The following is a 19,377-nucleotide window of genomic DNA, read 5'->3' on the forward strand; positions in this document are numbered from 1 at the left end:
GTCCCTCAGCCCTTGGGCACCGGTAGCGTGATGCGGGCCGCGAGCCCGCCCCCGGGGGCGTCGTCCAGCGCCAGCGCACCACCCCAGGCGGCCAGGATATCCTGAGCGATGGCCAGCCCGAGCCCCGAGCCCTCCCCCTGCGCGTCCAGCCGCTCGCCCCTGTCCAGCACCGCCCGCCGCCGGTCGGCGGGAATGCCGGGACCGTCATCGCGCACGGTCAGCGTGACACCGCCGACGTCCCGCGTGCCGGTCAGCCCCACGGCACGCGCGGCATGACGGGCCGCGTTCTCGACCAGCGCCCCCAGAACCTCCGTCAGGTCGTCGCCGTCGATCGGCGCCACGAGGTCGGCGGGGATGGCATTCCGCCACTCCAGCGGCTCCCCCTGAGGGGTGCGCCGCACCACGCCCACCACCCGCGTCGCGACATCGGCGGGGCGGCAGGTGGCGGGGGTCACGCCCGCCGCCAGCCGGGCGCGCGCCAGTTCCCGGTCCACATGGCGCCGCATGGCGGCGGCGACCTGCGCGATGCCGTCGGCCAGCGGCCCCTGGTCCAGGGCGCGGACCCGGTCGATATCGCCCGCCAGGGCCTGCAAGGGCGTCTTCAGCCCGTGGGCCAGATCGGCGGCGCGGGCACGGGCGCGCGTCACATCGGCCTCCCGCGCGGCCAACAGGGCGTCGACCTCACCGGCCAGCGGGCGCACCTCGGCGGGAAAGGCGGTGCCGAGACGGGTCGCCCGGCCCGAGCGCACAGCCTCCACCCGCTCCCGGATGGCCTGCAACGGCCGCAAGCCCACCGAGACCTGCGCCCAACTCGCCACCATCAGACCGAGGCCGAGCACGGCGAGATATGGCAGCAGGTCGGCGGCGAAGGCGGCGGTGGCGGTGCGCACCTGAGCCCGGTCCAACGCCACGGCGGCGCGCACCGGCACCCCGCCGAGCCGCTCCGGCAGGATCACCCGCCGTTCCAGCACCAGAAGGCGCTGCCCGGCCGGCCCGGTCAGGCTGTGTTCGTGCACCTGCCCATCGGCGAGATCGTCGGGCGACAGCGCCAAGCGGGCGTCCCACAGCGAGCGGGAGCGCAGCACGGCCTCCGGGGTCTCGACCTGCCAATACAGACCCGACAGGGGGTGGTCGAACCGCGGATCGGCCGGACGGCGGGCCTCGATCAGGGCGTCGGCGGCGGTGCGGTCCAGGCCCGCGATGACCTGATCAAGATGGGTCGCCAGCTCGGCCACCGCCCGCCGCTCCACATGGCGCTCGAACAGCAGCGCCAGCCCGACCCCGGCCAGGGCCAGCGCCACCAGGATCGAGACCGCGCCCGCCACCAGCAGCCGCAGCCGCACCGACGACAGGGACAGCCTCGTCCAGCCCTTCCCCCCTAACATGCGTCGGTGCCGGCCAGTGTGTAGCCGAAGCCGCGCCGCGTTTCGACGACGCCCGGGCCGAGCTTTCGGCGCAGACGGGCCACCACAGCCTCCAGCGCGTTCGCCTCGCGCGCGTCCTCGTCGCCATAGAGGTGATCGAGCAGTTCCGTCGGCGGCACGACCCGGGCACGGTGATGCGCCAGATAGGCGAGCAAGCGGTATTCCAGGGGCGAGACCGAGACCGGCACGCCATCGACGGCCACCGCCATCGTCCGCGTGTCGACCGTCAGCCGGCCTGCCGTCAAAACGGCCGTGGCCTGTCCGACCGAGCGCCGGATAAGCGCGCGCACCCGGGCCACCAGTTCCTCCATGCGGAACGGCTTCGGCAGGTAGTCGTCGGCACCGGCGTCGATGCCCTCGACCCGCTCCACCCAGGTGCCGCGCGCGGTCAGGACCAGCACGGGCATGGTCCGCCCCCCGGCGCGCCACCGTTTCAGGACCGCGAGTCCATCCATGCCCGGCAACCCAAGATCGAGCACGATCAGGTCGAAGTCCTCCGTATCGCCCAGGAACCACGCATCCTCACCGTTGGCGCAAGGAACCGCCCGATAGCCGGCGGCCTCCAGCGCCCGGCCGGTGTCGGCGGCAATGCGGGCATCGTCCTCGACCAAAAGGATCCGCATCAGTCGTCGTCCTCGATCTCCAACACCCGGGCCGTGGCGGCGTCGACGGAGACCTCGCGGACCCGGCCGTGTGTGTCCACGACGGTGAATTCATACAGATAGAGGCCATCGTCGCGTTCGAATTCGACCTCGATGACGCGCCCGGGCAGCGCGCCCCCGACACGGGCGAGGACCTCGGCCAGCGGCAGGACGCGCCCCGCCTCCAGGGCGCGGCGGGCCCGATCATGATCGTCGTCGTGATCGTGGTCATCGTCATGGTCCGCGTCGCGGGTGCGGTCGTCATCGTGGCGCGACCGGCCCTCATGGTGCCGGTCAGCGTGACTGTCGGCCCGCGCGCCGGGGGCATCCCACCCGATCCCCATCCCCAACAGCAGGGCGACCAGGGCGACGACCAGGGCAAGACGGCAACGGCGGATGGAGGTCGGGGGGGGCGTGCGTGTCATCGCTCTCATGTGCCTGACCTGTCCTGACAGCCCGCTGACGGCCCTGCTCAGGTCCCCGTCAGCGGGCATGCGGCAGGATGCACCCCAGAGCCGTGACGCCCGCCGTCGCGGCATCCCACGCATCACAGGAGACTCACCATGCGCACCACCGTTTCCGCCGTCCTCGGCTCCGCCCTGCTCGCCCTGCCCGTCGTGCCCGCCCTGGCTTCGCCCGCCGGTCACACGATGGACCATCACGCCGGTGCACCGGCCGGTGGACCTGGCACCATGCCGGGGCAGGGCGGGTGGATGAGTGTGGCCGAAATCGCCGCCCATGTCGAAAGCCAGGGCTTCACCGTCCGGTCGGTCGAAGCCGATGACGGGTTCTATGAGGTGGACGTCTGGTCCCCCAACGGCCTGCGGCAGGAACTCCTGCTCGATCCCGTGTCGGGCGCGATCGTACGCCAGCGCGCCGACGATTGAGACGGGCCACCCCTGATTCCGCACGGTCGGGATCAGGGGTCCCCGCTTCGCCGCCCCCCGTTCGGCCACCACCCGGGCCGAACCACACCCTGCCCGCAAAGGACCGCTGCCATGACCGGAACCGCCGCGCCCTCGCCCGACGATGCCCCCTCCCATCCCGCCGCCTCCTCACGCGCCGACCGCGGCCCCACCATGATAGAGGTCTGGGACCCCGTCGTTCGCCTGGGGCACTGGGTGCTCGTCGGCGGCTTTCTGACCGCCTACCTGACCGAGGGCGAGCCCGAGTGGCTGCACACCGGGGCCGGCTACGCCGTCGCCGCCACCGTCGGCCTGCGCGTCGTCTGGGGCTTCATCGGCCCACAGCACGCGCGATTCACTGACTTCGTGCGCGCTCCACGTCACGCCCTCGCCTATCTGTCCGGCTTGGCGTCGGGGTCGGCGCCCCGCTTCGTCGGCCACAACCCGGCCGGTGGCCTGATGGCGCTGGCGCTGCTGGCCAGCCTGGGCGCCACAGCGTTCACCGGCATGGCGATGATCGCGCAGGAGGGCGAGGGTCCGCTGGCCCCGTTCATGGGACCCGCCGCCACCGCCTCCGTGGCCATCGTCTCCCCGGCCCTGGCCGACGACCACGAATGGAGTGAGCATCGCGATGGGCGCAGCGGCAGCGAGACCGGCGAAGGCTGGGAAGAGGCCCACGAGCTGTTCGCCAACCTGACCCTGATCCTGATGGCGCTCCATCTGTTCGGCGTCATCGCGAGCAGCTTGGCCCATCGCGAGAACCTGGTCCGCGCCATGATCGACGGCCGCAAGGCGACCTGACGCGCCACCCGACGGTCCCCCTCGTCACGCAAAAGGGGCCGCCCCCAGCCGGGAGCGGTCCCTTCGCATGGCGACCGGCCGACAGAGGACTCTTTAATCCTCGTCGTCCTCGGCGCCCTTGTTCTCCCAGCTTGGGCCGGCGTCCGTGGCCTTCGCCTCCGGATCGCGGTCCACCAGCTCGATCACGGCCATCGGCGCGGCGTCGCCGTAGCGGAAGCCCGCCTTCAGCACGCGCGTGTAGCCGCCGGACCGGCTCTTGTAGCGCTCGGCCAGGGTCGAGAACAGCTTGGCCACGACCTTGTCGTCGCGCAGCAAGGCAAACGCCTGACGCCGGGCGTGCAAATCACCGCGCTTGCCCAACGTGATGAGCTTTTCGGCGACCGGGCGCAGCTCCTTCGCCTTCGGCAGCGTCGTCTTGATCTGCTCGTGCTTCAGCAGAGAGGCGGCCATGTTGGCGAACAGGGCGCGGCGGTGACCCTTGGTCCGGTTGAACTTGCGATGCGCCATACCGTGTCGCATGGGGCGGCTCCTTTCACGTCTGGGCTTCGCGCGCGAAGCGGATGGTAGACCCCGCCACCACCCTCCGAACCCGAATGGCTCGGTACGATGTCATGACGGAGGTGGCCCGGAACGGGCCCGATGAGACCGGGGCGAGCGCCCCGCCGACCGCCGTGACTCCGGCGCAAACACGCCGGCGCCGCGAAGCGGCGGAGACCCGCGCGGCCTAAAAGGTCACACGGGCCGATCCATAAAAAGCGCCTAGTACGGCTCTTCCAGCTTCTTCGCCAGATCCTCGATGTTCTCCGGCGGCCAGTTGGGAATTTCCATCCCCAGGTGCAGGCCCATCTGGGAGAGCACTTCCTTGATCTCGTTCAGCGACTTCCGGCCGAAGTTCGGGGTCCGCAGCATCTCGGACTCGGTCTTCTGCACCAGATCGCCGATGTAGATGATGTTGTCGTTCTTCAGGCAGTTGGCCGAGCGGACCGACAGCTCCAGCTCGTCCACCTTGCGCAGCAGGTTCTTGTTGAACGGCAGATCCTCGTCTTCCCGCTCCGTCGGCGCCATCTGCGGCTCGTCGAAGTTGATGAAGAGCTGCAACTGATCCTGCAGAATGCGCGCCGCCAACGCCACCGCGTCGTCCGGGCTGATCGACCCGTCCGTCTCCAGCACCATCGCCAGCTTGTCGAAGTCGGTGACCTGCCCCACGCGGGAGTTTTCCACCTTGTACGACACGCGACGCACCGGGCTGAAGATCGCGTCGATCGGGATCAGGCCGATCGGCGAATCCTCGGGCCGGTTCATCGGACCCGGGACGTAGCCCTTTCCGGTGTTCACCGTCAATTCCATGGACAGGGTCGCGCCCTCGTCCAGGTGGCAGAGCACCAGATCGGGGTTCATGATCTCAATGTCGCCCGACGCCTCGATCTGGCCGGCGGTCACCGGCCCCGGGCCGGTGGCCTTCAGGGACATGCGGCGCGGGCCTTCGACGTGCATGCGCACGGCCACGGCCTTGACGTTCAGGATGACGTCGGTGACGTCCTCGCGGACGCCGGGGATGGACGAAAACTCGTGCAGGACGCCCTCGATCTGGATCGCGGTCACCGCCGCGCCCTGAAGGGAGGACAACAGCACGCGCCGCAACGCATTGCCCAGCGTGATACCGAAGCCGCGCTCCAGGGGCTCGGCCACCACAGTGGCGAGCCGCCGCGGATCGGCGCCCGGCTGCACATTGAGCTTGTTGGGCTTGATCAGCTCCTGCCAGTTTTTCTGGATTAGCGACATGGCGGTTTCCTGCAAGCGAGGTGGGCGGGTCCTGGATCGGGTCGGACGCCGGCGGGAGCGGCACGCCGCCGGGTAGGCCTAGACGGCCAGGTGTTGGGGCCTGAGCGCTGTGGGCCGGCCGGTCCACGCTCGGCTCGAGCGGGTCCAGGCCGGGCCCGACCATCGGCACGGGCCGATCCGGCGGGTTCGGAATGCGCGCCGCGCTTTGGGGCCGAACCCCATGCACGCGCCGCACCCCGAAAACATCTTTTCCGGTCACACTGCGTTCCGACACGCGACGTCCGCCGCGGACCCGGGCGAAACCCTGGTCAAAGCGACGGACGAGCGTGGGAGGTCGCGCGTGCGACTAGACGCGACGGCGCTTGCGCGGCCGGCACCCGTTGTGCGGGATCGGCGTCACGTCGCGGATCGTGGACACCGTGAAGCCGACGGCCTGAAGGGCGCGCAGCGCCGATTCACGGCCCGATCCGGGCCCTTTCACCTGGACCTCCAGCGTCTTCATGCCGTGCTCCTGGGCCTTGCGGCCGGCGTCCTCGGCCGCGACCTGCGCCGCGTACGGGGTCGACTTCCGCGAGCCCTTGAAGCCCTGCGAGCCCGCCGACGACCACGAAATGGCGTTGCCCTGGACGTCGGTGATGGTGATCTTGGTGTTGTTGAAGCTGGCGTTCACGTGCGCGATGCCGGAAGTGATGTTCTTCCGTTCGCGACGCTTCGGCCTGGCGGCTGGTTTGGCCATGAACCTGTCCTGTCTCGGCTGCGTCGAATCGTGTGCGAGGGATCGCGAAACGCGGACAGTGTTCGGCGCGCCCCCTGGGGCGCCGCCGGTGGACCGTCCGCTCCCGCGACTTATTTCTTCTTACCGGCGATCGGCTTGGCCGGACCCTTACGGGTGCGGGCGTTCGTGTGGGTCCGCTGACCCCGCACCGGCAGGCCCTTGCGGTGACGCAGGCCGCGATAGCAACCCAGATCCATCACGCGCTTGATGTTCATGGCGACCTCGCGCCGCAGATCGCCTTCGACCTTGAAGTCGCCGTCGATCAGCTCGCGAATGCGCTGAACCTCATCCTCGCCGAGTTCGTTGACCCGGCGCCCCCAGTCGATTCCGACCTGCGTGCAAATCTGGCTGGCCTTGGTGCGGCCGATTCCGTAAATGTAAGTGAGCGCGACGCCCACCGGCTTGCCGCTCGGGACATTCACACCAGCGATTCGTGCCAAAACCCGCTCTCCTCAAATCAATATACCGCTGCCGGCCCACCTCCCGCGAGGGGCCGAAGCACGATGAGACTGTCCTGGGGCGACGGCGTCCGCCAAGGGCGCGCATTATAGGAAGTCGCGCGCCCCTGTCAACCGCTGAATCACCCGTTTCCCCCGCGGCCGGCCGGCGGACTACAGAAGACCGACCACCCGCTCCATTTCCGCCGTCACCTCATCCATCGCCATGGTGCCGTCGACGACACGCAGCAGATCGCGCTCGCGGTAGAACGGCTTCAGAGGCTCGGTCTGATCGTGGTAGGCGTCGAGGCGCCCCTGCACGGTCTCCGGCTGGTCGTCGGACCGGCGCTTGAACTCCGTGCCACCGCAGTGATCGCACACCCCCTCCACCTTCGGCGTATGGAAGCTGTCGTGGTAGTTCGCGTTGCATGTGACGCACGAGAACCGACCGGTCAAACGCTCCATCAGCAGGCTGTCCGGCACGCGCAGTTCGATGACCGCGTTCAGGGGCGTGCCCTTTCCGGCGAGGAGGTCCTCCAACGCCGCCGCCTGCCCCAAAGTCCGCGGCACGCCGTCCAACACGAAGCCGTTGGCGCAGTCGGGCTGCTCCATCCGTTCCGCGATGACGCCCATGATCTCCTCGTCGGAGACCAGCTTCCCGGCGTCAATGGTGGCCTTGACCCGCTGCCCTAGAGGCGTTTCGTCCTTGATGGCCTGACGTAGAATGTCGCCCGTCGAAAGCTGCGGCCAGCCGTGCCTGTGTTCCAACCGCTTCGCCTGGGTCCCCTTGCCGCCCCCCGGCGGCCCAAGCAGAACGATGCGCCGCGCCGTCTGGCTCATCCCCGTTTCCCCCTCAGTTTCGATTTTTTGATCAGGCCCTCGTATTGATGGGCCAGCAGATGACTCTGAATTTGCGCCACGGTGTCCATCGTCACCGTGACAACAATCAGAAGGCTCGTGCCCCCGAAGTAAAACGGCACCCCCACCGAAGCGATCAGGTATTCCGGCATCACCGAAATAGCGACCAGGTACAGCGCGCCAACCGCCGTGAGGCGCGTCAACACATAGTCCAGATACTCGGCCGTGTTCTTGCCCGGCCGGATGCCCGGAACGAAACCGCCGTACTTCTTCAGATTATCGGCCGTGTCCTCCGGATTGAACACAACGGCCGTGTAGAAGAACGCGAAGAAGATGATGAGACCCGCGTACAGGGCCATGTACAGCGGCTGCCCGTGTCCAAGCAGCGCCGTGAGGTTCGTGAGCCAAGCCGGGCCGCCCGCGCCGCCGGCGAAGTTGGCGAGCGTCAGCGGCAGCAACAGCAGCGAACTCGCAAAGATCGGCGGAATCACGCCCGGTGTGTTGATCTTCAGCGGCAGGTGCGTGCTCTCGCCGCCAAACATCTTGTTGCCGCGCTGGCGCTTCGGATACTGCACCAGAATGCGGCGCTGAGCCCGTTCGATAAACACGATGAAAGCGATCACCGCAACGGACAGCACCAGAATGCCGATGATGACCAGCGGCGACAGCGCCCCGGTCCGGCCCAGTTCCAGAGTGCTGGCCAGCGCCAGCGGCAGATTCGCGACGATGCCGGCGAAGATGATGAGCGAAATGCCGTTGCCCACGCCCCGCGCAGTGATCTGTTCGCCCAGCCACATTAGGAACAGCGTGCCACCCACAAGGGTAACCACGGTGGTGAATCGGAAGAACCAGCCGGGGTCGATGACGGCGGTCGCGCCACCGGCGGTCATGCCCTCCAACCCGACGGCGATCCCATACGCCTGCAAGGCGCAGATCAGCACGGTCAGGTAGCGGGTGTACTGGTTGATCTTCTTGCGCCCGCTCTCGCCCTCTTTCTTGAGCTGCTCCATGCTCGGGCTGATGGAGGTCATCAGCTGCATGATGATGGAGGCCGAAATGTAGGGCATAATGTTGAGAGCGAAGATCGTCATACGCTTCAGCGCGCCCCCTGAGAACATGTCGAACATGCCCAGGATGCCGCCTTGGTGCTGCTGGAAGATCGCCCCCAGCACGTCCGGATCGATGCCCGGCAGCGGGATGTAGGTGCCCAGCCGATAAACGATCAGCGCACCCAGCGTGAACCAGATGCGCTTTTTCAGTTCGGTGGCCTTGGCCAGGACGCCGAAGTTCAAATTGGCGGCAAGCTGTTCGGCGGCGGACGCCATGCTTCACTCCCAGATGCTCGGACGGTCCAGACGCCCGCGAGATTTCCCGCGAGACTTGTCGGCCCATCCGCCCCCTGCGGGGAAACCGGTGCGGGGTGGGGTCGGCCGCCTTGACCGTCCTCCACCCCGCGCGGTGCCCTGCAAAGGTAGTCCGTCAGGCGCGTTTACGCCACCCCGCTGATCCGCGCTGCGTTCGGCCGGGTGGCGAGCCGCGCTTAGGCCTCGGCGGTCGCCGCCGGCCGCAGGCCGGTCAGCGTCAGGGTGCCGCCCTTGGCTTCGATGGCCTCGCGCGCCTTGGCGGACGCGCCGGTCACGGTGATGGTCACCGCGCTGGTCAGCTCGCCCTCGCCCAACAGACGCACGCCGTCACGCACCCGGCCGATCAGACCGGCGGCCACCAGGGCCGCCTCGTCGATGGCCTGCGACGCATCCAGACGACCCGCATCGATCGCCTTCTGCAGGCGACCGACATTGATCTCGGCAAAGTCCTTCGTGAAACGGGCGTTGGTAAACCCCCGCTTCGGCAGGCGCCGGTAGAGCGGCATCTGACCGCCCTCGAAGCCCTTGATGGCAACGCCGGTGCGCGACTTCTGGCCCTTCTGGCCCTTGCCCGACGTCTTGCCGGTGCCGGAGCCAATGCCGCGACCGATGCGCTTGCGGACCTTAGTCGCGCCCGCGTTGTCGCGCAGTTCGTTCAGTTTCATGGTCGGATGTTCCTTCAATCGCCGCCGGCGCCAGCCCCGGCCGCGCCCCCCCAACGGACGGTCGCGCGGCCCGAGCCGATGTTACGCCGGTTCCACCGTCACGAGGTGGCTGACCTTGCGGATCATGCCGCGAACGGCCGGAGTGTCCTCCAACTCGCGCGTGCGATGCAGCTTGTTCAGGCCCAACCCGATCAGCGTGGCCCGCTGATCGTTGCGGCGGCCAATGGGGCTGCCCACCTGCGTGACCTTCACACGGCCGGTGTTCTCACTCGCCATGATGGATTACTCCCCGCCGGCGGCGGCCGCCGCATCCTGACCCGCCGAAGCCCCGGCGGACCCACCACCCGGCACACCGTCGCGCCGACCAATGATGTCGCCCACCTTCTTGCCGCGGCGCGCCGCGACCTGACGCGGCGAGAACGAGTTCTGCAGCGCGTCAAAGGTGGCCTTGACCATGTTGTACGGGTTGGTCGTGCCGTTGCACTTCCCGACCACGTCCTGCACGCCCATGGTTTCGAACACGGCGCGCATCGGACCACCGGCGATAATGCCGGTACCGGCCGGCGCGGCCCGCAGGGTCACGCGACCGGCCCCGAAGTGGCCGTTGATGTCATGATGCAGCGTGCGGCCCTCGCGGAGGGGCACGCGAATCATGGTGCGCTTGGCCTGCTCGGTCGCCTTGCGGATGGCTTCGGGCACCTCACGGGCCTTGCCCGTTCCGAACCCGACCCGGCCCTTGCCGTCGCCGACCACCACGAGAGCGGCGAACGCGAAGCGCCGACCGCCCTTGACCACCTTGGCAACGCGGTTGATGTGAACGAGCTTGTCCTTGAACTCGTCGTCGCGCTCATCACGGTCGCGACGATCGCCACCGCGGCCCCGGCCGCGGTCGCCACCACCCCGTTCGTTGGGATTTCGTGCCATATCTCGTCTACCTTCCCTCGAACTTCGGTGATCAGAATTCCAGGCCGCCCTCGCGGGCACCATCTGCCAGAGCCTTCACGCGGCCATGGAAGTGGTAGCCCCCGCGGTCGAACACGGCCTTGCCAACGCCGGCAGCCACGGCCCGTTCGGCCAGCAGCTTACCCACGGCCTCGGCGGCAGCCTTGTCCGCGCCGGTTTTCAGCGACCCGCGAAGCTCCTTATCGAGCGTCGAGGCCGCTACCACGGTGCAGCCCGCCACATCGTCGATGAGCTGGGCGTAGATGTGCTTCGAGGACCGGAACACCGAAAGACGGGGACGGCCTCGGGACTTGTTGCGAAGCGCGAAGCGGACCCGGCCGCGACGACGCTCGAACAGCTTCTTTGCTGATGTCGACATACCCGTATCCCCGCCTACTTCTTCTTGCCTTCCTTGCGCAGGATGCGCTCGTCCGCGTATTTCACGCCCTTGCCCTTATAGGGCTCCGGCGACCGGAAACCGCGAACTTCCGAGGCGACCTGACCGACCCGCTGCTTGGACGCACCGGAGATCTCCACCTGCGTGGGGGCCGGCGTGACGATCTTCAGATCGTCCGGGATCGGGTACGTGATGTCGTGGCTGTAGCCCAGCGACAGCACCAGGTTCTTGCCCTGCACCACCGCCTTATAGCCGACGCCGACCAGTTCGAGCTTCTTGGTGAAGCCCTCGCCGACGCCCTTGACCACGTTGTTCAACTGCGCCCGGGTGGTGCCCCAATGCTGGCGCGCCTGCTTGTGCGTGGCGCGCGGCCGGACCCAGATCTTGTCCTCTTCAAGGGAGGTCTCGACCTCGTCCGGGCAGCGGTAGGTCATCTCACCCAGCTTGCCCTTCGCCGTGATGACGTTGCCCGCGACCGTGACGGTCACGCCCGAGGGCACATCGACGGGATATTTTCCAACACGTGACATGGTTTCGTCCCCCTCGCCTAAAACACCTTGCAGAGGACTTCGCCACCCACGTTCGCCGCGCGGGCCTCGGCATCGCTCATGACGCCGCGCGGCGTGGACAGGATGGAAATCCCCAGGCCGTTGTAGACCTTGGGCAGGTCCTTGATCTTCGAGTACACCCGCCGACCGGGGCGCGAGACGCGCGCAATCGTGCGGATCGCCGGGGTGCCTTCGTGGTACTTCAGCTCCACCACCAGCTCCTCGATACCCTTGCGCACGGGCGCCCGGGAGAAGCCGCGGATGTAACCTTCACGCTGAAGCACTTCCAGCACGTTTTCCCGCAACTTGGAAGCGGGCGCGTTGACCGTGGCCTTACGCGCCTGCTGACCGTTGCGGATGCGGGTGAGCATGTCACCCAGGGGATCACTGAGAGCCATGGGCCACCTTCCTCACCAACTCGACTTGACCATGCCGGGAATCTGGCCCTGAGAGGCCAGATCGCGCAGCACTACGCGGCCCAGGCGGAATTTACGGTACACGGAATGCGGACGGCCCGTCAGGTCACACCGGTTCTTGATGCGCACCTTCGACGAGTTCCGCGGCATCTTCGCCAGCGTCAACACCGCCTGGATGCGGTCCTCGGGGGACACATCGCGGTCCTTGATGACAGCCTTCAGTTCAGCACGCTTGGCGGCCTTGGCCTTTACCATGCGCTCGCGCTTCTTGTTGCGCTCGACGGCACTAACTTTCGCCATGGTTCGTTGTCTCCAACCGCCTACTTCTGGAAGGGCATGTTGAACCCTTCCAGCAGGGTTCGTGCCTCGTCGTTGGTCTCGGCCGTGGTGCAGATGGTGATGTTCATCCCACGCATCTTATCCACCTGATCGTAGTTGATCTCGGGAAAGATGATCTGCTCTTTCACGCCCATATTGTAGTTCCCGGCGCCATCGAACCCGCTGGTCGGCACGCCGCGGAAGTCGCGGACGCGCGGAAGAGCGATGTTGATGAAACGATCGAGAAACTCATACATGCGCTCGCGCCGCAAGGTCACCTTGCAGCCCACGACCATACCGTCGCGCAGCTTGAACTGGGCGATGGACTTCTTGGCACGGGTGATGATCGGCTTCTGACCGGCAATCGCCGTCATGTCCTTGACCGCACCCTCGATGAGCTTGCGGTCCTGGGCGGCCTCGCCCACACCCATGTTGATGACAATCTTCTCCAGGCGCGGAATCTGGAACGGGTTGGTGTACCCGTGCTTGGTCTTCAGATCCTCGCGGACCACCGTATCGTAATGCTCGCGCAGCCGTGCGGTCATCGTCGCCTCCTTAAGCATCAATGACTTCGCCGGAGCGCTTCGCGAAGCGCACCTTGCGGCCATCTTCGAGAACCTTGAACCCCACCCGGGTCGGCTGGTTGTCCTTCGGATCCTCGTGCATCACGTTGGAGACGTGAATCGGCGCCTCCTTCTCGATGATCCCGCCGGGCGCGGTCTGGGTCTGGCGCTGGTGGCGCTTGACCATGTTCACGCCCTGCACGAGCAGGCGGCTTTCCTTCGGCATCGCCTTGACGACTTCACCGTGGCGGCCCTTGTCCCGGCCGGTCACGACGACGACCTTGTCGCCCTTCTTGAACTTCGCGGCCATCACAGCACCTCCGGAGCGAGCGAGATGATCTTCATGAACTTCTTCGCCCGAAGCTCACGAGTCACCGGGCCGAAGATACGGGTGCCGATGGGTTCGTTCTGCTTGTTGATAAGCACGGCGGCATTGCCGTCGAAGCGGATGACCGAACCATCCGGCCGGCGAATTTCCTTCGCCGTCCGCACGATCACCGCCCGATGCACGTCGCCTTTCTTGACGCGGCCACGGGGGATGGCCTCCTTCACGGAGACCACGATGACGTCGCCCACGCCAGCCGTCATGCGCTTCGAGCCACCCAGGACCTTCACGCACATGACCCGCCGGGCGCCGGAATTATCGGCGACATCCAGGTTGGTCTGCATCTGGATCATGACAAGTATTCCCTAAGAGTACCCGCGAATTGGTTACGCACCCTTTTGGCACGTCCTAGTCCGCGGGGGAGTCGACCACGACTTCCCAGGTCTTGCGCTTCGAAATGGGAGCGCATTCACGGATTCGCACAATGTCACCCACCTTGCACTGGTTGGTTTCGTCGTGCGCGGCGAACTTCTTCGAACGCCGGATAAACTTCTTGTACACGGGGTGCTTGAACCGACGCTCGACCTTGACAACGATCGTCTTGTCGTTCGTGTCGCTGACCACGACACCTTGCAGAATACGCCTCGGCATTTGTCCTGGTCTCCTTACGACGCGACGGCCTTTTTCTTTTCGGACTGGATCGACTTGATGCGCGCGACGGAGCGGCGCACCTCGCGGACCCGCGCGGTATTGGCAAGCTGACCGGACGCGGCCTGGAAGCGCAGGTTGAACTGCTCCTTCTTCAGCTCGATCAGCTTCTCGGTGAGCTGGTCCGCGCTCATCTGGCGCAGATCCTCGACACTGGTCTTGTCGGCCATCGTCTTTACTCCCCGATCCGCGCGACGAACTTCGTCTTGATCGGCAGCTTGGCGGCGGCCAGTTCAAAGGCCCCGCGCGCCACCTCTTCAGAGACGCCATCCAGTTCGAACATGATGCGGCCCGGCTTCACCTTGGCCACCCAGTATTCCGGAGACCCCTTACCGGAGCCCATGCGAACCTCGGCCGGCTTCTTCGACACCGCGACATCCGGGAAGATCCGGATCCAGAGCCGACCCTGACGCTTCATGTAGCGCGTGATGGACCGGCGCGCGGATTCGATCTGCCGCGCGGTGATACGTTCGGGCTCCATCGCCTTCAGGCCAAAGGCCCCGAAGTTCAGCGCGCTGCCACCCTTGGCCTCGCCCTTGATGCGCCCCTTATGAAACTTGCGAAACTTCGTTCGTTTCGGACTCAACATTGCCTAACGCTCCTTCAACCCAAGACCGGACGGGCAAACCGCCCTTAGCGGGGCGTATCGCCGCGCCGCTTGTCCTGGGCCATGGGGTCGTGCTCCAGGATTTCGCCCTTGAAAATCCAGACCTTGACGCCGCAGCTGCCGTAGGTCGTCTTGCCGGTCGCCGTGCCGTAGTCGACGTCCGCACGCAGCGTGTGCAGCGGAACCCGACCCTCGCGGTACCACTCGGTGCGCGCGATTTCCGCGCCGCCCAGACGGCCGCCACAGTTGATCCGGATGCCCAGGGCACCCAGGCGCATCGCGTTCTGCACCGCGCGCTTCATGGCGCGACGGAACGCCACACGGCGCTCAAGCTGCTGGGCAATGTTCTCGGCCACCAACTGCGCGTCCAGTTCCGGCTTGCGGATCTCGACGATGTTCAGGTGCACCTCGTTGCCGGTCATCTGCTGCATTTTCTGCCGCAGCTTCTCGATGTCCTGGCCCTTCTTGCCGATCACCACGCCCGGCCGCGCCGTATGAATGGTGATGCGGGCCTTTTTGGCCGGACGCTCGATGATGATGCGCGACACGCCAGCCTGATGCAGCCGCTTCTTAAGGTAGCTGCGGATCACCAGATCTTCGTGGAGCATGTCGGCGTAGCCGTGATCGGCGTACCACCGCGAATCCCAGGTGCGGTTGATGCCGAGGCGCAGCCCGATCGGATTGACTTTCTGTCCCATTAGGCGACCTCCTCGCGCTCACGCACCACTATGGTCAGGTTGGCCCACGGCTTCAGGATCTTGCCCACGCGGCCCCGGGCCCGGGCCCGCCAGCGCTTCATGACCATCGCCTTGCCCACGTAGGCTTCCTTGACCACCAGCTGATCCACGTCCAGCTGGTGATTGTTTTCGGCGTTCGCGATGGCCGATTCCAGCACCTTCTTGACCTCGACCGCGATGCGACGCTTCGAGAAGGCGAGTTCGGACAGCGCGCGGTCAACCGGCATCCCCCGAATGGAGGAGGCCACCAGGTTGAGTTTGCGCGGGCTGGTCCGGATCATGCGGGAGACCGCCTGGGCCTCGACGTCGTCCAACGAACGTTCGGCGGATGTCTTGCCCATCGTTACTTCCTTTTCGCCTTCTTGTCGGCGGCGTGGCCGTAGTAGGTCCGGGTCGGCGAGAACTCACCGAGCTTGTGCCCCACCATGTTCTCGGTCACCAGCACCGGCACGAACTTCTGGCCGTTGTAGACCCCAAAGGTCAGGCCCACGAACTGCGGCAAAATCGTCGAACGCCGCGACCAGGTCTTGATCACTTCATTGCGGCCAGAGGCACGCGATGCCTCCGCCTTCTTGAGCAGGTAGCCGTCGACGAACGGACCTTTCCAAACGGAACGAGCCACGAGCGGCCTCCTTACTTTTTCTTCGCCTGATGGCGGCTACGCATGATCAGCCCATCGGTCTTCTTGTTCGACCGCGTGCGCTTGCCCTTCGTCGGCTTGCCCCACGGGGTGACCGGGTGACGACCGCCCGAGGTCCGACCCTCACCACCACCATGGGGGTGATCGACCGGGTTCATGACCACACCACGGACGTGCGGGCGCTTGCCGAGCCAGCGCTTGCGGCCGGCCTTGCCCAGCTTCTGGTTGGCGTTGTCCGGGTTGGACACGGCGCCGACCGTGGCGATGCACTCCCCGCGCACCAACCGCAGCTCGCCAGACGACAGGCGGATCTGGGCGTAGCCCTGGTCCTTACCGATCAGCTGGGCATAACAGCCGGCGGAGCGCGCGATCTGACCGCCCTTGCCCGCCTTCAGCTCCACGTTGTGCACGATGGTGCCGACCGGCATGGCCTTCAGCGGCATGGCGTTGCCCGGCTTGATGTCCGCGCGATCATCGGCGATCACAGTGTCACCGACCGCCAGTCGCTGCGGGGCCAGGATGTAGGCCTGCTCGTCGTCCTCATAGCGGATCAACGCGATGAAGGCGGTCCGGTTCGGATCGTACTCCAGCCGCTCCACCGTGGCCGACACGCCGCGCTTGCGCCGCTTGAAGTCCACCAGACGGTAGCGGCGCTTGTGCCCGCCGCCGCGGTTGAAGGCCGTGGTCCGGCCGTGGTTGTTGCGGCCACCGGTCTTGGTCAGACCCTCGGTCAGGCCCTTGACGGGACCACCCTTGTGCAGCTCGCGACGATCCACCAGCACCAAATTCCGGGTGCCCGGTGTCGTCGGATTGAATTGCTTCAGCGCCATCGGATCAGACCCCCGTGCCGACGTCGATGGTTTCACCCTCGACCAGCGTCACGATCGCCTTCTTGACGTCGACGCGCTTGCCGATGGTACCCCGGAACCGCTTCACCTTGCCCTTGAGGATCGAGGTGTTCACGGCCTTGACCTTGACGTTGAACACGCCCTCGATCGCCTGCTTGATCTCCGGCTTGGAGGCGTCCAGCGGCACCTTGAACGTGACCTGATTGTGCTCCGATCCCATGGTCGCCTTTTCGGTGATCACGGGCGCGCGGATGATATCGTACATCCGCTCCTGGTCGATCTTGCTCGCCGGCTTTCTCATTTCAGGCGCTCCTGCAAGTGGGCCACGGCGTCCTTGGTCAGCACCAGGGTATCGCGGCGCAGGATGTCGCGGACATTGGCGCCCTGCTGCGGCAGCACGTCGATGCCGATGATGTTGCGCGCGGCGCGGGCAAAGCCCTCGTTCACCTCGGGACCGTCGATGACAAGCGCGCTGGTCCACCCCAGCGCGGACAGGCGCGCGGCCAGGTCCTTGGTCTTGGCGGAGTCGGAGGCGGCGGTGTCCAGCACCACCAGCTTGTTCTCGGCCAGCTTGGCGGCGAGCGCGGTCTTCAGACCCAGCTTGCGGACCTTCTTCGGCAGTTCGTGGGCGTGCGAGCGCACGACCGGACCGAAGACGGTCTGACCGCCGCGGAACTGCGTGGCGCGCCGCGAACCCTGACGCGCCCGGCCCGTGCCCTTCTGCTTGAAGGGCTTGGCGGTCGTACCGCTGATCTCGCTGATGCCCTTGGTCTTATGGGTGCCCGCCTGCAAGCGGGCCATCTGCCAGCGCACCACCCGGTGCAGAATGTCGGTGCGGACCTCAACGCCGAAAACGGCGTCGTCCAACTCCACATCGCCGGCCGGCTGGTTATCCAGCGTGATGACGTCGTGTTTCATGACTCTCAGCTCTCCTCGCCGATGCTCACACCGGCCGGCGCGCTTTCGGCCTCGGCTTTCACACCGGCCGGCATCGGCACGCCCTCGGGCAGCGTCTTCTTCAGGGCGTCGGAGACTTCAAGCCAGCCGCCCTTCGATCCCGGCACTGCGCCGCGCACCATCAACAGGCCACGCTCGGCGTCCACCTGCACAACCTCAAGGTTCTGCACGGTTACGCGCTCGAAGCCCATGTGGCCCGCCATCTTCTTGCCCTTGAACACCTTACCGGGGTCCTGGCACTGGCCGGTCGAACCATGGGAGCGGTGGCTGATCGACACGCCGTGCGTGGCGCGCAAGCCGCCGAAGTTGTGACGCTTCATGGCACCGGCGAAGCCCTTACCGATGCTGGTGCCGACGACGTCGACGTACTGCCCGGCGACGAAGTGGGCGGCCGACAGCTCGGTGCCCGGCGGCACGACGCAGTCGTCGGACACGCGGAATTCCACCACCTGTCGCTTGGGCTCGACCCGCGCCTTGGCGAAATGGCCGCGCATGGCCTTGGAGGTGTTCTTCACCTTCGCCCGTCCGGCGCCGAGCTGGACCGCTACATAGCCGTCCTTCTCACGGGTGCGGTTGGCCACGACGTGGCACTCTTCCACCTGGAGAACCGTCACCGGGATGTGGACGCCCTCGGCGTCGAACAGCCGGGTCATCCCGACTTTCTGCGCAATGAGTCCGGAACGCATTGGTCTCTAATCCTTAAAACCTGGACCCGCCCCCCTCGCGCGCTCCTCAAAACGGAACGCGCGCGGGACGCATCGCGTGATCGCACGTCTGAAATCGGCGGCGAACCTGCCCGCGCGAGCGCCGGCCCGGCCCGGGGTGTCCGCCACGCGGCAACCGGCGCCCGCCGCGACCGACCGCCCCTGGACCAGGGAAGGCCGTCATCCGGCGGATCCGGCGTCGCTGCCGCCTAGAGCTTGATCTCCACGTCCACGCCTGCGGCGAGATCCAGCTTCATCAGGGCGTCCACGGTCTGCGGCGTCGGGTCGACGATGTCCAGCAGACGCTTGTGAGTCCGGATCTCGAACTGCTCGCGCGACTTCTTGTCGATGTGCGGCGACCGGTTCAGCGTGAACTTCTCGATCCGCGTCGGCAGCGGGATCGGCCCGCGCACCTGCGCGCCGGTCCGCTTGGCGGTGCCCACGATCTCGCGCGTGGACTGGTCCAGCACGCGATGATCGAACGCCTTCAGGCGGATCCGGATATTCTGACTTTCCATCATGGCCATGCTCTGACCCAATCCTGTGCAATCAAGCGATATGTCGGTCCCCGTGAACGGGGTCCACACCGGTTCGAGCGTCGTCGAACCGCCGCGGTGTTGCCCGGCGCCTTCCCGTGACCCCCCGGGGGTTCGCCGAACCACTCCAAAAGAACACAACCGCGTGGTGCCGCCGAGGCGGCGCCAGGTGCGAGCCGATTTGGCCCGCGAGGCCCCTGACGCGGACAGCGCGGCGGGGGTCCGTCGCGCCGACCCGCGGAGCCGGTAACGTCGGCGGGCCCTGAGGTGCCGCCGCCTGTTCTATGCGAGGCGCGGCGCCAGGTCCAGCCTTTAGGGTTCTCGGTCGGTCGGGGCGGGCCCATACGGAACCCGCCCCGAACCCGCCCGTCTTACTCGACGATAGAGGCGACGACGCCGGCACCGACGGTGCGGCCGCCCTCACGGATGGCGAAGCGCAGGCCTTCGTCCATCGCGATCGGCGCGATCAGGTTCACCAC

General features: G+C 66.8%; 33 protein-coding genes. 2 read left to right on the forward strand and 31 right to left on the reverse strand.

The window, feature by feature from the left end; all coding sequences use genetic code 11:
- Positions 1–5 precede the first annotated feature (5 nt).
- From GGD82_RS19155 to GGD82_RS19165, 3 genes are read right to left on the reverse strand one after another with little or no spacing between them, the layout of a single operon-like run.
- Positions 6–1,385, reverse strand: a complete 1,380-nt coding sequence (locus tag GGD82_RS19155; RefSeq protein WP_211364847.1) for a sensor histidine kinase — start codon at positions 1,383–1,385, stop codon at positions 6–8.
- The gene (locus GGD82_RS19160; protein WP_150063927.1) at positions 1,379–2,047 is read right to left on the reverse strand and encodes a response regulator transcription factor; all 669 of its coding nucleotides are present in this window, start codon (positions 2,045–2,047) and stop codon (positions 1,379–1,381) included. The genes GGD82_RS19155 and GGD82_RS19160 overlap by 7 nt, the downstream gene beginning before the upstream one ends.
- Positions 2,047–2,499: a PepSY domain-containing protein gene (locus GGD82_RS19165; RefSeq protein ID WP_170284461.1), complete on the reverse strand. Its 453-nt coding sequence runs from the start codon at positions 2,497–2,499 to the stop codon at positions 2,047–2,049. The genes GGD82_RS19160 and GGD82_RS19165 overlap by 1 nt, the downstream gene beginning before the upstream one ends.
- A 129-nt stretch (positions 2,500–2,628) precedes the next feature.
- On the opposite strand from GGD82_RS19165, the gene GGD82_RS19170 reads away from it, so the two are divergent.
- Both GGD82_RS19170 and GGD82_RS19175 read left to right on the forward strand, forming a co-directional pair.
- On the forward strand, positions 2,629–2,952 hold the full coding sequence (locus GGD82_RS19170; RefSeq protein WP_150063929.1) for a PepSY domain-containing protein: 324 nt from the start codon (positions 2,629–2,631) through the stop codon (positions 2,950–2,952).
- 111 nt (positions 2,953–3,063) lie between these two features.
- Positions 3,064–3,771 (forward strand): cytochrome b/b6 domain-containing protein, encoded by a 708-nt coding sequence (locus GGD82_RS19175; RefSeq protein ID WP_246164006.1) that lies wholly within the window; start codon positions 3,064–3,066, stop codon positions 3,769–3,771.
- A 93-nt stretch (positions 3,772–3,864) separates the two neighbouring features.
- Here the strand turns inward: GGD82_RS19175 and rplQ are convergent, their stop codons facing one another.
- From rplQ to GGD82_RS19315, 28 genes are all read right to left on the reverse strand, one after another.
- On the reverse strand, positions 3,865–4,290 hold the full coding sequence (rplQ, locus tag GGD82_RS19180; protein ID WP_150063930.1) for a 50S ribosomal protein L17: 426 nt from the start codon (positions 4,288–4,290) through the stop codon (positions 3,865–3,867).
- 240 nt (positions 4,291–4,530) lie between these two features.
- Complete coding sequence (locus tag GGD82_RS19185; protein WP_150063931.1) at positions 4,531–5,553, reverse strand: DNA-directed RNA polymerase subunit alpha; 1,023 nt, start codon at positions 5,551–5,553, stop codon at positions 4,531–4,533.
- Positions 5,554–5,899: 346 nt separating this feature from the next.
- Complete coding sequence (rpsK, locus tag GGD82_RS19190) at positions 5,900–6,289, reverse strand: 30S ribosomal protein S11 (RefSeq protein WP_150063932.1); 390 nt, start codon at positions 6,287–6,289, stop codon at positions 5,900–5,902.
- 110 nt (positions 6,290–6,399) lie between these two features.
- Entirely contained in the window at positions 6,400–6,768 is a 369-nt protein-coding gene (gene rpsM, locus GGD82_RS19195) for a 30S ribosomal protein S13 (protein WP_150063933.1), read from the reverse strand.
- A gap of 171 nt (positions 6,769–6,939) precedes the next feature.
- On the reverse strand, positions 6,940–7,605 hold the full coding sequence (locus GGD82_RS19200; protein ID WP_150063934.1) for an adenylate kinase: 666 nt from the start codon (positions 7,603–7,605) through the stop codon (positions 6,940–6,942).
- Positions 7,602–8,948 carry a preprotein translocase subunit SecY gene (gene secY, locus GGD82_RS19205; protein ID WP_150063935.1) on the reverse strand — a complete coding sequence of 449 codons (1,347 nt, stop codon included), beginning with the start codon at positions 8,946–8,948 and terminating at the stop codon, positions 7,602–7,604. The genes GGD82_RS19200 and secY overlap by 4 nt, the downstream gene beginning before the upstream one ends.
- Before the next feature lie 215 nt (positions 8,949–9,163).
- Positions 9,164–9,652 (reverse strand): 50S ribosomal protein L15, encoded by a 489-nt coding sequence (gene rplO / locus GGD82_RS19210; RefSeq protein ID WP_150063936.1) that lies wholly within the window; start codon positions 9,650–9,652, stop codon positions 9,164–9,166.
- Between the two features lie 81 nt (positions 9,653–9,733).
- Complete coding sequence (rpmD, locus tag GGD82_RS19215) at positions 9,734–9,928, reverse strand: 50S ribosomal protein L30 (protein ID WP_150063937.1); 195 nt, start codon at positions 9,926–9,928, stop codon at positions 9,734–9,736.
- Between the two features lie 6 nt (positions 9,929–9,934).
- On the reverse strand, positions 9,935–10,576 hold the full coding sequence (rpsE, locus tag GGD82_RS19220; protein WP_150063938.1) for a 30S ribosomal protein S5: 642 nt from the start codon (positions 10,574–10,576) through the stop codon (positions 9,935–9,937).
- 31 nt (positions 10,577–10,607) lie between these two features.
- Positions 10,608–10,973, reverse strand: coding sequence for a 50S ribosomal protein L18 (gene rplR, locus GGD82_RS19225; protein WP_150063939.1), 366 nt, complete (start codon positions 10,971–10,973; stop codon positions 10,608–10,610).
- Positions 10,974–10,987: 14 nt separating this feature from the next.
- On the reverse strand, positions 10,988–11,521 hold the full coding sequence (rplF, locus tag GGD82_RS19230) for a 50S ribosomal protein L6 (RefSeq protein ID WP_150063940.1): 534 nt from the start codon (positions 11,519–11,521) through the stop codon (positions 10,988–10,990).
- Positions 11,522–11,538: 17 nt separating this feature from the next.
- Positions 11,539–11,937 (reverse strand): 30S ribosomal protein S8, encoded by a 399-nt coding sequence (gene rpsH / locus GGD82_RS19235; protein WP_150063941.1) that lies wholly within the window; start codon positions 11,935–11,937, stop codon positions 11,539–11,541.
- A gap of 12 nt (positions 11,938–11,949) precedes the next feature.
- Positions 11,950–12,255, reverse strand: coding sequence for a 30S ribosomal protein S14 (gene rpsN, locus GGD82_RS19240; protein WP_150063942.1), 306 nt, complete (start codon positions 12,253–12,255; stop codon positions 11,950–11,952).
- A 20-nt stretch (positions 12,256–12,275) separates the two neighbouring features.
- Positions 12,276–12,818: a 50S ribosomal protein L5 gene (gene rplE, locus GGD82_RS19245; RefSeq protein WP_150063943.1), complete on the reverse strand. Its 543-nt coding sequence runs from the start codon at positions 12,816–12,818 to the stop codon at positions 12,276–12,278.
- Between the two features lie 10 nt (positions 12,819–12,828).
- A complete protein-coding gene (rplX, locus tag GGD82_RS19250) occupies positions 12,829–13,149 on the reverse strand; it encodes a 50S ribosomal protein L24 (protein ID WP_150063944.1) in 321 nt (106 codons plus the stop codon).
- The gene (gene rplN, locus GGD82_RS19255) at positions 13,146–13,514 is read right to left on the reverse strand and encodes a 50S ribosomal protein L14 (RefSeq protein ID WP_150063945.1); all 369 of its coding nucleotides are present in this window, start codon (positions 13,512–13,514) and stop codon (positions 13,146–13,148) included. Before rplN ends, rplX begins: the two co-directional genes overlap by 4 nt.
- 55 nt (positions 13,515–13,569) lie before the next feature.
- Positions 13,570–13,812, reverse strand: a complete 243-nt coding sequence (gene rpsQ / locus GGD82_RS19260) for a 30S ribosomal protein S17 (RefSeq protein WP_150063946.1) — start codon at positions 13,810–13,812, stop codon at positions 13,570–13,572.
- Between the two features lie 14 nt (positions 13,813–13,826).
- A complete protein-coding gene (gene rpmC, locus GGD82_RS19265; RefSeq protein ID WP_150063947.1) occupies positions 13,827–14,039 on the reverse strand; it encodes a 50S ribosomal protein L29 in 213 nt (70 codons plus the stop codon).
- A 5-nt stretch (positions 14,040–14,044) separates the two neighbouring features.
- Positions 14,045–14,458, reverse strand: coding sequence for a 50S ribosomal protein L16 (gene rplP / locus GGD82_RS19270; protein ID WP_150063948.1), 414 nt, complete (start codon positions 14,456–14,458; stop codon positions 14,045–14,047).
- A gap of 44 nt (positions 14,459–14,502) precedes the next feature.
- Positions 14,503–15,174, reverse strand: coding sequence for a 30S ribosomal protein S3 (gene rpsC / locus GGD82_RS19275; protein WP_150063949.1), 672 nt, complete (start codon positions 15,172–15,174; stop codon positions 14,503–14,505).
- Positions 15,174–15,554: a 50S ribosomal protein L22 gene (rplV, locus tag GGD82_RS19280; RefSeq protein WP_150063950.1), complete on the reverse strand. Its 381-nt coding sequence runs from the start codon at positions 15,552–15,554 to the stop codon at positions 15,174–15,176. The genes rpsC and rplV overlap by 1 nt, the downstream gene beginning before the upstream one ends.
- Positions 15,555–15,556: 2 nt before the next feature.
- Positions 15,557–15,835 (reverse strand): 30S ribosomal protein S19, encoded by a 279-nt coding sequence (gene rpsS, locus GGD82_RS19285; protein ID WP_150063951.1) that lies wholly within the window; start codon positions 15,833–15,835, stop codon positions 15,557–15,559.
- A gap of 11 nt (positions 15,836–15,846) precedes the next feature.
- The gene (gene rplB, locus GGD82_RS19290; protein ID WP_150063952.1) at positions 15,847–16,683 is read right to left on the reverse strand and encodes a 50S ribosomal protein L2; all 837 of its coding nucleotides are present in this window, start codon (positions 16,681–16,683) and stop codon (positions 15,847–15,849) included.
- 4 nt (positions 16,684–16,687) lie between these two features.
- A complete protein-coding gene (locus GGD82_RS19295; protein WP_150063953.1) occupies positions 16,688–17,002 on the reverse strand; it encodes a 50S ribosomal protein L23 in 315 nt (104 codons plus the stop codon).
- The gene (rplD, locus tag GGD82_RS19300; protein WP_150063954.1) at positions 16,999–17,619 is read right to left on the reverse strand and encodes a 50S ribosomal protein L4; all 621 of its coding nucleotides are present in this window, start codon (positions 17,617–17,619) and stop codon (positions 16,999–17,001) included. The genes GGD82_RS19295 and rplD overlap by 4 nt, the downstream gene beginning before the upstream one ends.
- 5 nt (positions 17,620–17,624) lie before the next feature.
- Positions 17,625–18,344 (reverse strand): 50S ribosomal protein L3, encoded by a 720-nt coding sequence (rplC, locus tag GGD82_RS19305; RefSeq protein ID WP_150063955.1) that lies wholly within the window; start codon positions 18,342–18,344, stop codon positions 17,625–17,627.
- 227 nt (positions 18,345–18,571) lie between these two features.
- The gene (rpsJ, locus tag GGD82_RS19310) at positions 18,572–18,880 is read right to left on the reverse strand and encodes a 30S ribosomal protein S10 (RefSeq protein WP_150063959.1); all 309 of its coding nucleotides are present in this window, start codon (positions 18,878–18,880) and stop codon (positions 18,572–18,574) included.
- A 389-nt stretch (positions 18,881–19,269) separates the two neighbouring features.
- Positions 19,270–19,377: EF-Tu C-terminal domain-related protein (locus GGD82_RS19315; RefSeq protein ID WP_184013324.1), on the reverse strand; the 108-nt coding region annotated here is incomplete at its 5' end.

This window comes from Roseospira marina, from assembly GCF_014197855.1.
Taxonomy (GTDB): Bacteria; Pseudomonadota; Alphaproteobacteria; order Rhodospirillales; family Rhodospirillaceae; genus Rhodospira; species Rhodospira marina.

What these genes read in the sequence shown, in the direction of transcription:
- GGD82_RS19155 (WP_211364847.1), bottom strand. Translation starts at nt 1,385, where the DNA reads ATGTTAGGGGGGAAGGGCTGGACGAGGCTGTCCCTGTCGTCGGTGCGG.
- GGD82_RS19160 (WP_150063927.1), bottom strand. Translation starts at nt 2,047, where the DNA reads ATGCGGATCCTTTTGGTCGAGGACGATGCCCGCATTGCCGCCGACACC.
- GGD82_RS19165 (WP_170284461.1), bottom strand. Translation starts at nt 2,499, where the DNA reads ATGAGAGCGATGACACGCACGCCCCCCCCGACCTCCATCCGCCGTTGC.
- GGD82_RS19170 (WP_150063929.1), top strand. Translation starts at nt 2,629, where the DNA reads ATGCGCACCACCGTTTCCGCCGTCCTCGGCTCCGCCCTGCTCGCCCTG.
- GGD82_RS19175 (WP_246164006.1), top strand. Translation starts at nt 3,064, where the DNA reads ATGACCGGAACCGCCGCGCCCTCGCCCGACGATGCCCCCTCCCATCCC.
- rplQ (WP_150063930.1), bottom strand. Translation starts at nt 4,290, where the DNA reads ATGCGACACGGTATGGCGCATCGCAAGTTCAACCGGACCAAGGGTCAC.
- GGD82_RS19185 (WP_150063931.1), bottom strand. Translation starts at nt 5,553, where the DNA reads ATGTCGCTAATCCAGAAAAACTGGCAGGAGCTGATCAAGCCCAACAAG.
- rpsK (WP_150063932.1), bottom strand. Translation starts at nt 6,289, where the DNA reads ATGGCCAAACCAGCCGCCAGGCCGAAGCGTCGCGAACGGAAGAACATC.
- GGD82_RS19200 (WP_150063934.1), bottom strand. Translation starts at nt 7,605, where the DNA reads ATGAGCCAGACGGCGCGGCGCATCGTTCTGCTTGGGCCGCCGGGGGGC.
- secY (WP_150063935.1), bottom strand. Translation starts at nt 8,948, where the DNA reads ATGGCGTCCGCCGCCGAACAGCTTGCCGCCAATTTGAACTTCGGCGTC.
- rplO (WP_150063936.1), bottom strand. Translation starts at nt 9,652, where the DNA reads ATGAAACTGAACGAACTGCGCGACAACGCGGGCGCGACTAAGGTCCGC.
- rpmD (WP_150063937.1), bottom strand. Translation starts at nt 9,928, where the DNA reads ATGGCGAGTGAGAACACCGGCCGTGTGAAGGTCACGCAGGTGGGCAGC.
- rpsE (WP_150063938.1), bottom strand. Translation starts at nt 10,576, where the DNA reads ATGGCACGAAATCCCAACGAACGGGGTGGTGGCGACCGCGGCCGGGGC.
- rplR (WP_150063939.1), bottom strand. Translation starts at nt 10,973, where the DNA reads ATGTCGACATCAGCAAAGAAGCTGTTCGAGCGTCGTCGCGGCCGGGTC.
- rplF (WP_150063940.1), bottom strand. Translation starts at nt 11,521, where the DNA reads ATGTCACGTGTTGGAAAATATCCCGTCGATGTGCCCTCGGGCGTGACC.
- rpsH (WP_150063941.1), bottom strand. Translation starts at nt 11,937, where the DNA reads ATGGCTCTCAGTGATCCCCTGGGTGACATGCTCACCCGCATCCGCAAC.
- rpsN (WP_150063942.1), bottom strand. Translation starts at nt 12,255, where the DNA reads ATGGCGAAAGTTAGTGCCGTCGAGCGCAACAAGAAGCGCGAGCGCATG.
- rplE (WP_150063943.1), bottom strand. Translation starts at nt 12,818, where the DNA reads ATGACCGCACGGCTGCGCGAGCATTACGATACGGTGGTCCGCGAGGAT.
- rplN (WP_150063945.1), bottom strand. Translation starts at nt 13,514, where the DNA reads ATGATCCAGATGCAGACCAACCTGGATGTCGCCGATAATTCCGGCGCC.
- rpsQ (WP_150063946.1), bottom strand. Translation starts at nt 13,812, where the DNA reads ATGCCGAGGCGTATTCTGCAAGGTGTCGTGGTCAGCGACACGAACGAC.
- rpmC (WP_150063947.1), bottom strand. Translation starts at nt 14,039, where the DNA reads ATGGCCGACAAGACCAGTGTCGAGGATCTGCGCCAGATGAGCGCGGAC.
- rplP (WP_150063948.1), bottom strand. Translation starts at nt 14,458, where the DNA reads ATGTTGAGTCCGAAACGAACGAAGTTTCGCAAGTTTCATAAGGGGCGC.
- rpsC (WP_150063949.1), bottom strand. Translation starts at nt 15,174, where the DNA reads ATGGGACAGAAAGTCAATCCGATCGGGCTGCGCCTCGGCATCAACCGC.
- rplV (WP_150063950.1), bottom strand. Translation starts at nt 15,554, where the DNA reads ATGGGCAAGACATCCGCCGAACGTTCGTTGGACGACGTCGAGGCCCAG.
- rplB (WP_150063952.1), bottom strand. Translation starts at nt 16,683, where the DNA reads ATGGCGCTGAAGCAATTCAATCCGACGACACCGGGCACCCGGAATTTG.
- GGD82_RS19295 (WP_150063953.1), bottom strand. Translation starts at nt 17,002, where the DNA reads ATGAGAAAGCCGGCGAGCAAGATCGACCAGGAGCGGATGTACGATATC.
- rplD (WP_150063954.1), bottom strand. Translation starts at nt 17,619, where the DNA reads ATGAAACACGACGTCATCACGCTGGATAACCAGCCGGCCGGCGATGTG.
- rplC (WP_150063955.1), bottom strand. Translation starts at nt 18,344, where the DNA reads ATGCGTTCCGGACTCATTGCGCAGAAAGTCGGGATGACCCGGCTGTTC.
- rpsJ (WP_150063959.1), bottom strand. Translation starts at nt 18,880, where the DNA reads ATGGAAAGTCAGAATATCCGGATCCGCCTGAAGGCGTTCGATCATCGC.